General features: G+C 60.8%; 16 protein-coding genes. 7 read left to right on the forward strand and 9 right to left on the reverse strand.

From position 1 onward, the window contains the following. Nucleotides 1-46: 46 nt before the first annotated feature. On the reverse strand, nucleotides 47-1,474 hold the full coding sequence (locus tag ACCD02_RS03565) for an aldehyde dehydrogenase family protein (protein WP_413298596.1): 1,428 nt from the start codon (nucleotides 1,472-1,474) through the stop codon (nucleotides 47-49). Between the two features lie 40 nt (nucleotides 1,475-1,514). Next, nucleotides 1,515-2,405, reverse strand: a complete 891-nt coding sequence (locus tag ACCD02_RS03570; protein ID WP_413298597.1) for an NAD(P)-dependent oxidoreductase — start codon at nucleotides 2,403-2,405, stop codon at nucleotides 1,515-1,517. 162 nt (nucleotides 2,406-2,567) lie between these two features. Between ACCD02_RS03570 and ACCD02_RS03575 the strand changes: the two genes are divergently transcribed. After that, complete coding sequence (locus ACCD02_RS03575) at nucleotides 2,568-2,894, forward strand: NIPSNAP family protein (protein ID WP_413298598.1); 327 nt, start codon at nucleotides 2,568-2,570, stop codon at nucleotides 2,892-2,894. 124 nt (nucleotides 2,895-3,018) lie between these two features. Here the strand turns inward: ACCD02_RS03575 and ACCD02_RS03580 are convergent, their stop codons facing one another. After that, a complete protein-coding gene (locus ACCD02_RS03580; protein ID WP_413298599.1) occupies nucleotides 3,019-3,699 on the reverse strand; it encodes a GntR family transcriptional regulator in 681 nt (226 codons plus the stop codon). Nucleotides 3,700-4,027: 328 nt separating this feature from the next. Between ACCD02_RS03580 and ACCD02_RS03585 the strand changes: the two genes are divergently transcribed. From ACCD02_RS03585 to ACCD02_RS03595, 3 genes are all read left to right on the forward strand, one after another. After that, a complete protein-coding gene (locus tag ACCD02_RS03585) occupies nucleotides 4,028-4,483 on the forward strand; it encodes a GNAT family N-acetyltransferase (protein ID WP_413298600.1) in 456 nt (151 codons plus the stop codon). A gap of 130 nt (nucleotides 4,484-4,613) precedes the next feature. Further along, nucleotides 4,614-4,802, forward strand: coding sequence for a hypothetical protein (locus tag ACCD02_RS03590; protein WP_413298601.1), 189 nt, complete (start codon nucleotides 4,614-4,616; stop codon nucleotides 4,800-4,802). Next, nucleotides 4,799-4,954, forward strand: a complete 156-nt coding sequence (locus tag ACCD02_RS03595; RefSeq protein WP_413298865.1) for a hypothetical protein — start codon at nucleotides 4,799-4,801, stop codon at nucleotides 4,952-4,954. Before ACCD02_RS03590 ends, ACCD02_RS03595 begins: the two co-directional genes overlap by 4 nt. Before the next feature lie 163 nt (nucleotides 4,955-5,117). Here the strand turns inward: ACCD02_RS03595 and ACCD02_RS03600 are convergent, their stop codons facing one another. The 4 genes from ACCD02_RS03600 to ACCD02_RS03615 form a co-directional block, all read right to left on the reverse strand. Next, the gene (locus tag ACCD02_RS03600; RefSeq protein WP_413298602.1) at nucleotides 5,118-7,520 is read right to left on the reverse strand and encodes a TonB-dependent siderophore receptor; all 2,403 of its coding nucleotides are present in this window, start codon (nucleotides 7,518-7,520) and stop codon (nucleotides 5,118-5,120) included. A gap of 68 nt (nucleotides 7,521-7,588) precedes the next feature. Beyond that, complete coding sequence (locus ACCD02_RS03605) at nucleotides 7,589-8,551, reverse strand: FecR domain-containing protein (RefSeq protein WP_413298603.1); 963 nt, start codon at nucleotides 8,549-8,551, stop codon at nucleotides 7,589-7,591. Then, nucleotides 8,548-9,057, reverse strand: a complete 510-nt coding sequence (locus ACCD02_RS03610; RefSeq protein ID WP_413298604.1) for a sigma-70 family RNA polymerase sigma factor — start codon at nucleotides 9,055-9,057, stop codon at nucleotides 8,548-8,550. The genes ACCD02_RS03605 and ACCD02_RS03610 overlap by 4 nt, the downstream gene beginning before the upstream one ends. A gap of 179 nt (nucleotides 9,058-9,236) precedes the next feature. Then, nucleotides 9,237-10,106, reverse strand: coding sequence for a LysR substrate-binding domain-containing protein (locus tag ACCD02_RS03615; RefSeq protein WP_413298605.1), 870 nt, complete (start codon nucleotides 10,104-10,106; stop codon nucleotides 9,237-9,239). Between the two features lie 104 nt (nucleotides 10,107-10,210). Here ACCD02_RS03615 and ACCD02_RS03620 point away from each other — a divergent pair, with 104 nt between their 5' ends. Beyond that, the gene (locus ACCD02_RS03620) at nucleotides 10,211-11,272 is read left to right on the forward strand and encodes an alkene reductase (protein ID WP_413298606.1); all 1,062 of its coding nucleotides are present in this window, start codon (nucleotides 10,211-10,213) and stop codon (nucleotides 11,270-11,272) included. Between the two features lie 150 nt (nucleotides 11,273-11,422). Then, entirely contained in the window at nucleotides 11,423-11,914 is a 492-nt protein-coding gene (locus ACCD02_RS03625; RefSeq protein WP_413298607.1) for a GNAT family N-acetyltransferase, read from the forward strand. A gap of 264 nt (nucleotides 11,915-12,178) precedes the next feature. On the opposite strand, the gene ACCD02_RS03630 is transcribed toward ACCD02_RS03625, so the two are convergent. Both ACCD02_RS03630 and ACCD02_RS03635 read right to left on the reverse strand, forming a co-directional pair. Then, the gene (locus tag ACCD02_RS03630) at nucleotides 12,179-12,301 is read right to left on the reverse strand and encodes a hypothetical protein (protein WP_413298608.1); all 123 of its coding nucleotides are present in this window, start codon (nucleotides 12,299-12,301) and stop codon (nucleotides 12,179-12,181) included. Next, the gene (locus ACCD02_RS03635; protein ID WP_413298609.1) at nucleotides 12,298-13,506 is read right to left on the reverse strand and encodes an MFS transporter; all 1,209 of its coding nucleotides are present in this window, start codon (nucleotides 13,504-13,506) and stop codon (nucleotides 12,298-12,300) included. Before ACCD02_RS03635 ends, ACCD02_RS03630 begins: the two co-directional genes overlap by 4 nt. 425 nt (nucleotides 13,507-13,931) lie before the next feature. On the opposite strand from ACCD02_RS03635, the gene ACCD02_RS03640 reads away from it, so the two are divergent. Continuing rightward, nucleotides 13,932-15,056: an ABC transporter substrate-binding protein gene (locus tag ACCD02_RS03640; RefSeq protein WP_413298610.1), complete on the forward strand. Its 1,125-nt coding sequence runs from the start codon at nucleotides 13,932-13,934 to the stop codon at nucleotides 15,054-15,056. Nucleotides 15,057-15,069 lie beyond the last annotated feature (13 nt).

Here is a 15,069-nt window from a genome sequence, read left to right on the forward strand (position 1 = left end):
ATACAGTTATAAAAGGCAAATTTTTTTGCGCACGGCCCGGCGACTCTCAGTCGCCGTAACCCACCATGGCTTTCACTTCCAGGTATTCGCGCAAGCCGAACTCGCCCCACTCGCGGCCATTGCCGGAACGCTTGTAGCCGCCAAAGGGCGCGGCGAAATCCGCAGGCGGGTAGTTCAGGTGCACGCTGCCCGCCTGCAGGGCCCGGGCAACTTGCCGGGCGCGCTGCTGATCGGCGGACTGCACATAAGCCGCCAGACCATAAGGCGTACCGTTGGCGATCTGAATGGCTTCGGCTTCGCTGTCGTAGGCAATCATCGACAGCACCGGCCCGAAGATTTCTTCCTGAGCAATGCTCATCTGCGCAGTGACATTGGCGAACACTGTAGGCTTGACGAAATAGCCGATTTCGAGCCCCTCAGGCTTGCCCACGCCGCCGGTCACCAGGTGTGCACCTTCGTCGATACCAGCCTGGACCAATGCCTGTACACGTTGCCATTGCGCGCGGTTGACCAGCGGCCCGAGCTGGGTCGCTTCATCGCCCGTCGGCCCGACCTTGAACGCTTCGGCGGCCTGCCGGGCGATCTGTATGGCGTCGTCCATCAGCGTCCGGGGAACGAGCATCCGCGTCGGAATCGAGCAGGACTGGCCGCTATTGGTAAAGCAGGCGGCGACGCCACGGGTGACGGCGTGTTGCAGATCGACGTCATCGAGGAGGATGTTGGCCGACTTGCCGCCCAGTTCCTGGGCCACCCGCTTGACCGTATCGGCGGCGGACTTTGCCACCTGCACCCCGGCCCGGGTCGAACCGGTGAAGGACAGCATGTCGATATCCGGATGAGCAGACAGCGCCGCGCCGACACCGGGCCCGTCGCCATTGACCAGGTTGAACACCCCCGCAGGCACGCCCGCTTCGTCCAGCACTTCGGCAAACAGCAAGCTGCTCAGGGGCGAATACTCGCTGGGTTTGAGCACCATGGTGCAGCCGGCAGCCAGGGCCGGGCCGACCTTGACCACGATCTGGTTGATCGGCCAGTTCCACGGCGTGATCAGCCCGCAGACGCCTACAGGTTCGTAACGCAGCACCGTGTTGCCCTGACGCTGCTCGAACTCGAAGCCTTTGAGCACTTCGATCAACTGGTTCAGATGCAGCCAGCCACGGGGCACCTGGGCATTGCGTGAGGCGCTGATAGGCGAGCCCATTTCCACGCGCATGGCCTGGGCGAACTCCTCCTGACGGCGCTCGTAGATCGCGACGATGCGCTTGAGCAGCTCGACGCGTTCGCCGACGCTGGTTTGCGAATAACCCGGCAAGGCCCTGCGCGCAGCGGCCACGGCATGCTCGACATCCTTGGCATTACCCAGGGCCAGGCGTTCGATAACCTGCTCAGTGGCAGGGTCGATGACGTCGAACCAGGTCGGCGCATCTGGCTCGACCCACTGTCCATCGATGTAAAAACTGGCGGCACGAGACATTCGATGTGCTCCGTTGCTGAGCCTGCAAAGGTGCGGGCGATCACTGGCCTTCTTTGGCCAGCATCCGGTACATCTCGGTGTGGTCGGTGGCGGGCGTCGAGTCCTGCGTCACTTCGTCCCAGACCTTGACCGTGCGCTGCCCGAACGTCAGCGGGTAATCCAGGGCATCAGACAGGCCCTTGGCGATCTTCAGGTCCTTGTTCATCAGCTGCATCGAGAAGCCGGAACCGAAGCTGCCACTGAGCATGAACTGCCTGGCTTTGTTCAGAGAGGTATTGCTGCCGCCGCTGGAGGCGTTGAGCACATCAACCATCACACCTGGGTCAATACCGAAACGCTTGGCCACATGCAGGGCCTCGACCGTCGCCAGCAGACCGGACGCCGAGACGAAATTGTTCAGCGCCTTGGCCGCATGGCCCGCGCCCGCTTCACCGATATGCAGGATGTTTTTGCCCATGGCATCAAGCAGCGGCTGGCAGTGCTGCATCACTTGTACGTCGCCACCGACAAGTATCGCCAGGCTGCCGTCCACCGCACGCTTGACTCCGCCGGAGACCGGCGCATCCAGATAATTCAGACCGAGCGCTGCGAGTTTTTGCCCCAGTTCACGGGAGCGCGCAGGTTCCGAAGAACTCATGTCGATCACCACCGTACCGGCAGCCAGTGAAGCGGCCCAGCCCGATTTGCCATCCGCGCCCAAGAGCACGTTTTCGACAATGCTCGAGTTGGGCAGCATAGTGATCAGGGCATCGAGGGATCCGGCATTGTCGGCGTTCAGCGCACTGGCGCCGAGGGCGGTCTGCACTTCTTGCAGGCGCCCGGCATCGGCGTCGGCGAGAAACAGCTGAAAACCGGCTTTGCTGAGGCAGGAAGTCATCGGCAGGCCCATCATGCCGAGGCCGATGAAGCCAATCCGTTGCGGTTGATTCATTGCTTGCGCCCTATTGTTTTTGTAGAGGGATTCGCGGCGGCAGCAGGATATTGTTTGCCCGCTGCACGTCAACAGTTGCGACAAAACTATATGACTGTCATACAATCGGTCAATAGGCTACTTTGCCTATTTCTTGACCGGTACTTACTTGAGGAGCTGGAAATGATTGTTGAATTACGCATCTACCACTGCGCACCCGGCCGCTTGCCAGCCCTGCACGAGCGCTTCAGCAAGATCACCTTGGGTTTTTTTGAAAAGTTCGGAATCGAGCAGATCGGTTTCTGGACGTCCCTGACCGGTGACAGCAACCAGACCCTGACTTATCTGCTGAAATGGGACAGCCTGGCGGACCGCGAAACCAAGTGGAACGCCTTCCAGGCTGATCCGCAATGGCAGGCCAAGCGCGCGGAAACCGAGGCGCAAGCGATTATCGTGCAGCGGATCGAGAACCAGTTCCTGACGCCGACGGCTTATTCAGCGTTGCGCTGAGGGCCTGACCGCCCGGTCGTGCGGCAACACATAACACCTGTGGGACCGGCTTCAGCCGGGAAGGCATGATCGACATTTCTCTATCGCCGGTCATATTGCTTTCCCGGCTAAAGCCGGTCCCACGTTACTTAATCGCGTGAACGTCATTCTGCACCAGCAGTTCCAGCACGTTCTTCGACGCATTCTCCACGTGCAGCAAGGCCGCCGCACAGGCTCCGGCTTCGTCGCGCAGCTGGATCATGCGCACGATCTCTTTAAGCTCAGCCAGGGTATGCACCATTCGCCCCTCACGACCGAGGGACAAGGCCCGCAGCAGGCTGACGCGATTATTCAATTGCTCCAGCATGCCGCCGACCACGTTGCTCTGCTCGATATCCAGCAGCACATGGTAGAAACGGCGCTTGATATCCAGCAGTGCCGCGCCGTCCAGGGACGCGGTATGAGATTGCGCGACGAACTCATCGAATACCTCGGCCAGCTCCGTGATGTCCTCATCAGTGGCGTAACGCACAAAGTTACGCACGGCCAGCACTTCCAGGGCACCACGCACGTCGTAGATCTGAATGGCATCCTTGGCGTCCACGGAGGCCACGTAGGCGCCGCGATGGGGAACCTGCTCCACCAGGCCTTCGGCCTCCAACTGCCGCAGCGCTTCACGCAACGACGTGCGACTGACATCCATCGCGGTATAGAGCTGCTGCTCGACCAACCGATCACCGGGTTTGAAACGACCGGAGATGATTTCATTGCGTAGTGCATCCTGCACCTGATGCCGCAAGGACGAGGCCTGACGCTGTACTTTCATGTGGTAATCCCTGAGACCCTGTCATTCATTGCCGCACTGCTCGATGGCGGTGCGTGAATCAAACCATAGCCGACGCTGTGGATCGGCCGGGCAAAATCATATTGTATTACAAATGCTTTTCAAGGATGGCAGATTCCACTAGTTTGCCCGGAGGGCGGCTGCACCACACTATTGTGCAGCCAACACTGGCCTCATGCGGGACCGGCTTTAGCCGGGAAGACATACGCATGACCGATACATTTGTATCGTCAGTCATCGGGTTTTCCCGGCTGAAGCCGGTCCCACAGAAGCGCATTCCCAGAACCAGACTCTTCCATCCGGACACCCCATGACCTCACCCAACCTGCGCCTGGCAACTCCTCTCGATATCCCGGCCATCCTGCGCATCGTCCGGGACGCCTATTCGCCCTACATCCCGCGTATCGGCCGTGAACCCGGGCCGATGACTGACGACTATGTCGCGCTGATTCAGGCACAGCAGGTCCAGGTGCTGGAACGCGATGGTGCTATCGATGGCCTGCTGGTATTGATCCCCGAGGAGGATGCCCTGCTGCTGGACAATGTGGCGGTCTCACCCAGTGCGCAGGGTTTGGGCCTGGGCCGCAAGCTGTTGGCGATTGCCGAGCAGACCGCGCTGCAGAAGGGTTACACCTCGATCAGGCTTTACACCAATGAAGCCATGGTCGAGAACCTGGCTATCTATCAGCGCCTTGGGTATGTGGAAAGCCACCGGGCTGAAGAGAAAGGCCTGCGCCGGGTATTCATGAGCAAGGCCATTGGTTAGCGGGCCTGACGCCGACCCACTCATGGCACCTTCATTGCTAGCGTGAACGACAGTTGGTACCTGTACTTCTGCATCAGATTTCCCCTAGTCCCATCATGTTTTTTTGCGCAATAACATGGAGTCCGCGTGCATGCCCTTACCCACTCGCTTTCTTGAGCACTACCGCAAGGCCGACCGCATCATGCTGGGCGTGGTCTGGCTGATGTTCTTCTTCTCGGTGGGTCTGGCGTTCTGGCACGACACATTTATCCAGGCGTTATCATCGCCGAGCATGCTGATCAGGCCAGCGCGCAGATCACCTGCGGTCAGGACTGCGTGAATCGTGCACATAATGAAATTGCGCAACTGGCGTCGGTGCAGTCCATTGCCCGCAGCACCGCCGACGACGTCGAGACCCTGGCTCTGAGCAGTCAGCGCCTGCCGCCGATTGCCGTGCGGCTGGATGCGTTGGGGCGCACCTTCAGGCAGTAGGCGCTCATATCACAACATCTGCCCTGGAATGCTAATGGTGGGACCGGCTTCAGCCGGGAAGAGGCCGGGACATCCACGACATTTCCTTCATCTGGAATAATGCCTTCCCGGCTAAAGCCGATCCCACAAGTCCGCGCTCACCGGGCAGCAGCACACCCTCCCCTCAAAACCCGACCGTCGCCGAGAACAGATAGGTCCGGGGCGTCGCCAGGGTCAGGCCAGGCTCGCTGTCATCCGAGGCACCGGCCGAGCTCCAGTAGCGTTTGTCCGCCACGTTCTCGATATTGGCGCGCAGGGTGACGGCCTTGTCGTCGACCTTGAAGGCGTAGCGCATACCCACGTCGAAGCGCTCCCAGGCGTCGATTTCCTTGCTGTTGGCTTGATCCAGATATTGCGAGCTGGAGTAAATGCTGCGCCCGGTCAGGGTCACGCCCTGCAGGCCCGGCACATCCCATTCGGCGCCAAGATTGACGTTGTATTCAGGCGTAGCTGGCGCTCGGTTACCGTCGAAGGTGCCGTTGGTGGTGCCTTTGAGCTTGCTGTCGATATACATGACCCCGCCCAGCACACGGAAACCCTTGAGCGGTTCGCCAAACACGCTCAGCTCCGCCCCGCTGTTTTCACGCTTGCCGTTGGGCCCGAAGGTTCGCGTGGTGGCGTTGGTCTCGTAGGCCGGCTGCTTGATGCGAAACACGCTGGCAGTGACTGCAACAGGGCCGAAGTCATATTTGGCGCCGACCTCGACCTGACGACTGATGAACGGCGGGAATATCTCGTCCTCGTTGATCGAGGTCGACGGCGCGATCTTGCCCTGGCTCAGGCCTTCCATGTAGTTGGCGTACAGCGACAAGCGCTCGGTGGCCTTGAACAGCACGCCACCGGAAGGCGAAACCTTTTCTTCGTCATAGGCCGTGTCGCCTTTGACGCCGTCGCTCCAGTCGTCGACCTTCACCCGCTGCCAGCGGCCGCCCAGGGTCAGCAACAGGCGGTCATCGAAAAAGCCCAGGGTGTCGGACAACGCCACGCCGCTGAAGCGGTTCTCGGTGTAGACCTTGGGGTCGTAGCGCGTCGGTGTGCTCGGTGTCGGCGTCTGCACCGGATTGAACAGATTGCTGGGCGCTGCGGCATAACGCGCGCCGCCGTTTTCGAAGTCCATGTAGAAGTAGCTGGCCGCCAGATTGACCTCGTGGCTCACCGGGCCGGTATGGAACCAGTTGCGCACGCCCGCCGTGCCGGTGCGCACGTTTTCGTCACGGGTGAAGTCCCGTGGCTGTACGCTGAAGTCCCCCGCCGAATTGGTGATCGCCACGGCATGGCGGAGGAAGTCATGGTTGCTTTTACGCGCACCGACACCGCCGTAGACCATCACCGAATCACTGACGTCGTATTCGGCATTGACCGTGCCAAAGGTGTCATTGGTACGGGCCTTGCTCCAACCCTCGGCGTAGTTGTCACGCACATCGTTGGGGTTGGGCACCTTGGCGTTGGCGCCGATCTGCACGCGCTCCTGGGGTGCATCGGTATTGCGCTCGGTATGCCCGATATCGGTGGAAAGACGCAGGCGGTCGCCGCGAAAATCCAGGCCCAGCACGGCCATCTCGCGGTCGACGCTCTGGTGATCCCACTCGGTGTCACCGGACTGCTTGACGCCGTTGAAGCGCAGGCCGAACTGGTTTTCGTCCCCGAAACGCCGCCCCACATCCACGGCCCCGCCGACCTGATTATTGGAGGCGTAGCTGCCGGTGAACTCGGTGATGGGCTTGTCGGTGGCGCGCTTGGGCACCACGTTGATGCCGCCGCCGACGCTGCCCCGCGGCGAGATGCCGTTGATCAACTGGCTCGGGCCTTTGAGAATGTCCACCCGCTCGGCCATTTCCATGTCGATGGTGTAGGTCGGCAGCACACCGTACAGGCCGTTGTAGGCAACGTCGCTATTGAACAGGCTGAAACCGCGAATGGTGAACTGCTCGTAGCGCCCTCCCGCCGGGTTGGTCGCGCGCACTGACGGATCGCTGTTGATCAGGTCGCCCAGGGTCCGCGCCTGCAGGTTCTTCACGGCCTCGCTGGTGTAGGTGGTCTGGCTGAACGGCGTTTCCATGAAGTCTTTGGCGCCGAGCAGGCCCTGGGAACCCTTGCGCGCCACTTGACCACCCGCATAGGCCTGGCCGTCAGTGCTGTCATTGGCACCGATGATCGAAGTCGGCGCCAGTTGCAGGCTGCCGCCTTCCGGCGCCGGAGTCAGGGTGTAGGCCTGTTCGCCCACCGACAGCAGTTGCAGGCCGGAGCCCTGCAGCAGACGGGCGAAACCCTCTTCCACGGCATAGTTGCCCGACAGCCCGGCACTGTTGCGCCCGCTCACCAACGCCGGGTCCACCGACAGATTCACCCCGGCCAGCCCGGCAAAGCGGGTCAGCGCGGCACCGAGGCTACCGGCTGGCACCTCGTAGGTGCGACGCCCTGCGGTCTCGGCCCAACTGAGCGGGACGAACAACGGACTGGAACTGAGGGTCAGCAACAAACTGAAATTCAACAACGGACGCAAACGGTAGGACGATACTGCGGACATGGAGGGAAGCTCTCGTATTTTGTTCACTTACCTGAAATGACCGGTGAGGCGAAAAAAAGGGACAGGCTTCATGCAGTATTTTTTTGTACGTTGTTTTTTTTCGGCACCAGGGTGACCCAAAAGCGGGTGCGCATCTGCACGTCCAGGGGCAGACTGGCCGCCAGCAGCGAGAGCACCCGGTCAGTATTGTCCAGGCGGAAACTGCCGGTGACCCGCAAGGTTTCCAGCTCCGGTTCCCAGCGCAACAAACCGGTACGGTAGCGGCCAAGCTCGCGCAGGAAGTCGCCCAATGCCTGGTTCTGCGCCATCAGCACGCCGTCGCGCCAGCCGGGCAGCAACGTATCGAAGCTGCTGACCGGCCCGGCTCCGCTGCGCAGCAGACTGACCTGTTGCCCGGCCCGCAGACCCAGGCTCGGCCCGTGCAATGGCAGCAATTGCACCGTGCCGCTGACCACCGAAACCCGACAATCATCGGCATTCAGGCGCACACAGACTTCGCTCTGGCTGACCACGATACGCCCGTACGGCCCATCGATGGTCAGGGCGGCGCTGCCGGGCACCTTGAGAGAAATCTCGCCGCGCAACAGGGTCAGACGGCGCTTGCCCAGGTCGACATTGACAGCACTGTCGGTATCGAGCTGCAAGGTACTGCCGTCGGCCAGGGTCAGACGTCGTTGTTCGCCGGTGGCGGTATGCAGGTCGGCGCGCCAGACATCCACAGGCAACTGTCGGCTGATCAGCCAGGCCGCCGGAACAAGCGCCGCCAGGCCCAATGCCCGCTTGAGCACGGCCCGGCGGTCCTGATCCGGTCGATCCAGGGTGGCCAGGGCCAGGTGGGTCGGCAGGCCGCTGAAGCGTTGGCGCAGCTGCTGAACCTTTTGCCAGGCGTGCTCGTGGCTGCTACAGCTGTCGCGCCAGTGCTGCAACCTGCGCTGATCGTCAGCGCTGGCGTCGCCGGATTCCAGCAGCGCCAGCCATTGCGCTGCCCGTCGCGCCACCTCGCGATCGGCGCTGGAGACCTGACGAATCACCAGTCCACCAACAGGCAGTGTTCATAGGCCTGGGCCATATAGCGCTTGATAGTGCGCTCAGAGACGTCCAGGCGCTCGGCAATCTCGCGATAACCCAGGCCTTCGAGTTGACTCAACAGAAACGCCCTGCGCACCAGAGGCTGCAGACCGTCGAGCAGTTCGTCCAGGGCTTGCAGGGTTTCCAGCAACAGCCAGCGCTGCTCGGGGGACGGCACACACTCTTCGGGCAGCTGCGCCAGAGCTTCAAGATAGGCGGTTTCCAGACTGCGGCGGTTGTAGAAATTGCTCAACAGGCGCTTGCCCACGGTCAGCAGATACGCCCGGGGTTCGTGCATATCGGCGATCTGCCGGGAACTGGAAAGCACTCGCACAAAGGTGTCATGACTCAAATCCGCCGCATCCCAGGCATTGCCCATCCGCCGCCGCAGCCAGCTTTCCAGCCAGCCGTGGTGGTCGCGATACAAGGCATGCACGGTCGCCTCCGTCGGCATTACGGCGTCAGTCATATATAGAGTCCCCGTGGCGAAGGCTGTCGCAAATGAGACTGATTCTAATTAGTGTTGTGCCGGGAAACCAAGTTCTTTTTCCGCAAAGGCACGGATTGGAATAAATGACCTGTGGGACCGGCTTCAGCCGGGAAGGCGCTTTGCCGACTAAAGCAGGTCCCACAGGCAGCCAATCAGCCTCACGCCAACCGCTTGCGCAAAAACTCGATAAAACGCTGCGTCTTGGCCGGCAGCAACCGGGTTTCGGTAATGGCATAGATGGTCATTGGCGTGCCGTTCCACTGCGGCAGGACCCGACAAAGCTGCTGCGCCGCCACCTCATCGGCGACGATTTCCTCAGGCAACAGCACGATGCCCTGATCACAGGCCGCCAGGCGTCGGAGCAGACCGACGTTATTGGCGATAAAGCGCCCTCCGACCTTGACCGAAAGGGTCTGCGTACCGTCATTGAGGGTCCACGCGCCGGGTTTCAGGATGCCAAGACACTGGTGTCGTTCAAGATCGCCGGGAGCCAGCGGCATCCCTGAAGCCTTTAGATAACGCGGCGAGGCATATAAATGGGAGGTCAGCGCAGCCAATGGCCGGGCAATCAGTTGTGAGTCTTCGGACTCGCCCATGCGAATGGCCACATCGAAGGGTTCGCTAACCAGATCGACGCGCCGGGAAGTCAGGTCTAGATCGAAGGTAATGCCCGGATACAGGTCGGCAAACTCGGCTATCAATGGCGCCAGATAAGTAATGGCGAAGTCCACCGGCAGCGAAACCCGCAGCACGCCGCTGGGTTGCGCCAGCATCTCGCCCAATTGCTCATGGGCCAACCGGGCTTCATCGACGATTCGCTTGCAGCGTTCGAAGTAGATCTGCCCGGCTTCCGTCAACTCGACCTTGCGCGTGGTGCGGTGCAACAGGCGCAAACCGATGGCTTTTTCCAGCGCGCTGATGCGCCGGGACAAGGTGGAGTTGGGCATGCCCAGTATTTCAGCCGCCCCACGAAACCCCTTGGCCTTGGCGACCTCGACGAATAGCGCCATATCGTTCAGCAGTTCCACCTTATTGCTCCATAAATGGATCAGTCATATCCATAAAGCCATATTTATCCCAAAAACAATAGTGGGGATGATGAACCCCTCGCTATTCACTCTGGGCAATCATCATGAATCAGACTTTCACCCCCCTCACCCTTGGCCACATTCAGCTGTCCAACCGCCTGGTCATGGCCCCCATGACCCGCAGCCGTGCGCAGTTCGACGGCACGCCGGGCGAACTGGCCGCCGAATACTATGCCCAGCGCGCCAGCGTCGGCTTGATCGTTTCCGAAGGCACCCAGCCGTCCGACGACGGCCAGGGCTATCTCACGACGCCAGGGATCTACAGCGACGCCCATGTCGCCGGCTGGAAAACCATTACCGATGCCGTACACGCCAAGGGCGGTCGGTTGTTCATCCAGTTGATGCATGCCGGGCGCATGTCCCATCCCGACAACACGCCTCACCATCGCCAGGGCGTTGCGCCTTCGGCCATCGCACCGAACACACCGATGTTCACTGCCACCGGCATGCAGGATATTCCCGTACCGCGCGCCCTGAGCAGCGCCGAAATCCGCCAGACCGTAGCGGACTTTCGCCATGCCGCGCGCCGCGCCATCGAAGCCGGAGCCGACGGTGTGGAAATCCACGGTGCCAATGCCTATCTGGTCCAACAGTTCATCGCCCCCAGCGCCAATACCCGCACGGACGAGTACGGCGGTTCCATCGAGAACCGCGCGCGTTTCGCCATCGAAGTCGCCACTGCCATCGCCGACGAAATCGGCGCCGACCGCACCGCCATCCGCCTGTCGCCCGGCATTACCCTGTGGGGCATCGATGAGGGCGAGCAAGGTCCGGCGCTGTATCGCTATCTGGTGGCGGAACTGGACAAACTGGGCCTGGCTTACCTGCACCTAATGCATCAGGGCAGCGAATCGTTGCTGGGCGATATCCGCGCCCTGTGGAACAGTACGCTGATCCTCAACCGTCCCGGCCGTGCCCGTGATCAGATCGGCAGCGACCTGGCCTCGGGGCTTGCTGACCTTGAAGCCTATGGCCAGATGGTCCTGGCCAACCCGGACTTCGTTGAGCGCTTGAAGACCGGCGCGCCGATGAGCCCGGCGGACCCTGCGACGTTCTTTGGTGGTGATCGCAAGGGCTATATCGATTACCAGACGCTTAACGTCTGAGCGACTTCCTGCCGGGAGTGGGAGCCGCCTGCTGGCTCTCACAAGTTCACGATCGAACGCAACATCTCGGCCTTGCTTTGGCCAGATGAGCCAGTATCCTGCCCCGACATTCATCGGCATCCGTCGACGTCAGGAACAGAACTCATCGTCATGACCACCCTCACCTTGCGCAACGCCGCCCCGGCGGACGTTGCCCGTTGCTATCAGATCGAAATAACCGCCTACGAAGGCGATGAAGCCGCCACCGAGGCAAAGATCGCCACACGTATTGCCCAGTACCCCGAAGGTTTTCTGATCCTGGAGCAGGAAGGCCGGATCATCGGCTTTATCAACAGCGGCTGCGCCCATGTCGTGGAGATGTCGGACGAGCCGTTCAAGGAACTGATCGGCCATGACCCCGCCGCGCCCAATGTGGTGATCATGTCGGTGGTGATCGACCCGGCGGAACAAGGCAAGGGCTATGCGACACACCTGATGCAGGCCTTCGTCGCGCAACAGCGGCAGATGCACAAGCTGACCATTCACCTGATGTGCAAGGAACGCCACGTCGAGCTGTACCGACGCATGGGCTATCGCTATATCAAGCCGTCGGAGTCGGACCACGGCGGTATGGCCTGGCACGAAATGCTCATGGAGCTGTGAGCCGAATATCAGTCAAGGCCGGGCAACCGCCTGTGGCCTCGGCCTTTGCCGCACTATGGCTGGGTGCAGCATTGACCGCCCAATTCTGGCAAGGCGCATTGCTGGTTACCGCGGGGTCGTTGATCTGTTGGGCTGCAACGCGGCAACAGCCGGGGTAGGAGCGAACTTGTTCGCGAGCGGCCCGTACACTCGGCGTATCTTCAGGGTCGGTAATGCCGTCTCGCGAACAGGTTCGCTCCTACCGGGGGGACGAGGCAGAACCTTTCAACAAACGCTCGACCCCAACTGCAAAGCCCGCAACCCGACATGCTGCCAGCCCCACCAGCCCAGCAGCAACACCGCCAGCAACAATGCCGACAGCAGGATTCGCGGCAGCAACCGGTTCACAGCGCGACACCCTGGGCCTGCAACCGTGCCACCGGCCGTTCACGTACCGGCCAGTTGAGGGCCGCGGCCAGCAGGCTGAGGCCGATGGAGACTTGCCAGATCAGGTCGTAGCTGCCCATGCGGTCATACACCACCCCGCCCAGCCAGCCGCCGAGAAACGCCCCCAATTGATGGAACAGGAAGACGATGCCGCCGAGCATCGACAGGTTGCGCACGCCGAACAGCGTGGCGACGGTGCCATTGGTCAAGGGTACGGTGGACAGCCAGAGCAGGCCCATGGCGATACCGAACAGGTAGGCGCTGGTAGTGCTGACCGGCCACCACAGAAACAGCGCGATCACTACCGCCCGCAACAGATACAGCGCCGTCAGCAGACGCGGCTTGGACATGCGTCCGCCCAGCCAGCCGGCGGTGTAGGTGCCAAAGATATTGAACAGGCCGATCAGCGCCAGCACCGTGGTGCCGGTGGTCGCCGCCAGATGCTGGTCGAGCAGATAGGCCGGCAGGTGCACGCCGATAAATACCACCTGAAAACCGCAGACAAAGAAACCGAAGGCCAACAGCCAGAAGCCCGAATGGGTGCAGGCCTCATGCAAGGCTTCGCCCAGGGTCTGCTGCGGGCCACTGCTGGCCAAGGGTTTGTCCTTGAGCATCGGCACCAGGGGCAGGATCAGCGCCACCAGGATACCCAGTACGAATAACGCCTTGGACCAGCCCAGCCCATCGATCAGGCCCAGTGAGCCGGGCAACATGATGAACTGGCCGAAGGAGCCCGCAGCACTGGCCAGGCCCATGCCCATGCTGCGCTTCTCGGCAGGCAAGGCCCGGCCGACCACGCCGAGGATGATCGAGAAGGTAGTCCCGGACAGGCCGATACCGATCAGCACGCCCGCACTCATGAGCAGGGTCGACGGTGAGTCGGCCATGCTCATGCAGATAAGCCCGGCCGCATACAGTGCGCCGCCGACCAGCACCACCCTGCCCGCGCCATAGCGATCGGCCAGGCCACCGGCAAACGGCTGGGCCAGGCCCCACAGCAGGTTCTGCAAGGCGATGGCGAAGGCAAACACCTCCCGCCCCCAGCCGAACTGGGCGCTCATGGGCGACAGGAACAGGCCGAAGCCGTGGCGTATCCCCAATGACAGCGCAAGAATCAATGCGCTGCCGACAAGCACCCAACCGCTGGTGCGCCAGATCGAGGTCATGGCTGGTTTTCCTTATCCAAATGGTCAGGGTTGTGCCCCGTGAGGGCATGATGCCTGAGCGCGGTACGGCACGCCCATCGATTGGCGACAGCGCGTTTGGCGTTTCCGACATTGCACAGCCCTACGAGCAGCCATCCCCCAGCACGAGAAGCGTTTTTTATAGCGAAAAGGAATATAAAGCAATAAAACGATATTTGGACAGCATAAATAGAATGCGTACTCTTCGATCCGCTGAACTTCGTTGTTGAAACTGCGAATGACCTTATAAGCGCCTGCTACTTCAGGACGAACTTATCTGGTCATTTTTCCAAAACCAGTACTTTAGTCGTACGCCCTTGGAAGTGGATCAACGTGTTTGGTCGTCCTTATTCAAATAAATTTTCATTCATTCGTTATTCGTTACCCACGTATTCAAGGATCTTAAAGTGATCAATAAAAAGGCAGTATGGGGCGTGGCCGGTCTGGTATTGACGCTGGCCAATGTTGGCTCGACCGTGGCCGCCGAGCAACCGCTCAAGATCGGCTATCAGCTGCCGCTGACCGGCAATACCGCGCAATATGGCCAGGACTTCAAGGCGGCGGCACAAATAGCCCTTAAAGAATTCAACGCCTCCGGAAAACTTCCGGTTCCGGTAGAGATTGAATTCGAAGATTCCCGTTCTGACGCCAAGGAAGCGGTATCCATTGCCCGCAAGTTTGCCGATGATCCGGCCATTCTCGGTGTATTGGGCGACTTTACTTCGACGGTATCCATGGCGTCGGCGCAAGTATATAAACGCGCCGGATTGTCGCAACTTTCCCAGACTGCTTCACACCCCGATTACACCAAGATTTCCCAATGGCAATTCCGCAATATCACCACCCAGGATCAGGAAGGCCCATTCAACGCCGACTGGATTGCCTCCAAAGGATTTAAAACGGTCGCGGTGATTGGTGAGCAAACCGACTGGGGCCAGTCTGCGGTCCAGGCATTCGAGAAAAAAGCCAAGGAAAACGGCACCCAGGTGATCTTTTCCGAGTACTTCAATCGCGGCACGCCGGACTTTCGCTCCCTGATCACCAAGATTGAACGGGCCCATCCGGATGTCATCTACGGCGCCGTGTTCTATGAGGACGCCGCCCAGTTCCTCAAGCAACTCCATCAACTGGGGGTCAAGATCCCGGTGTACTCAAGCTCCGCAGCGTATAACGAGCAACTGATCAAGCTGGCCGACAAGGATGCCGAGGGCTTCCACGTCAGCTCGACCTTTGTCCCGACCTTCGACACGCCGGTGGTGCATCACTTCGTCGAGGCCTGGAAACAGGTGCGCAATGGTGAAGTGCCCGGCCAGTTCCCCGCCCAGGCCTATGACGCCACCCTGATCATGCTCGATGCCGTGGCTCGCGCATATCCGGCTCCGACCCGGGAAAAGGTGCGTGAAGCACTGGCCAGCACCAAGGATTTCCCCGGCGTGACCGGTATCACCACCTTCGACGCCAACCGCGAGCCACAGAAAACGCTGGTCAAGGTTGAAATCGTCGATGGTCAGTTCAAGGCCCAGGCCAACTGATCCGCGCAGCAGT

It is taken from the genome of Pseudomonas sp. Pseusp88, assembly GCF_047303955.1.
GTDB lineage: Bacteria > Pseudomonadota > Gammaproteobacteria > Pseudomonadales > Pseudomonadaceae > Aquipseudomonas.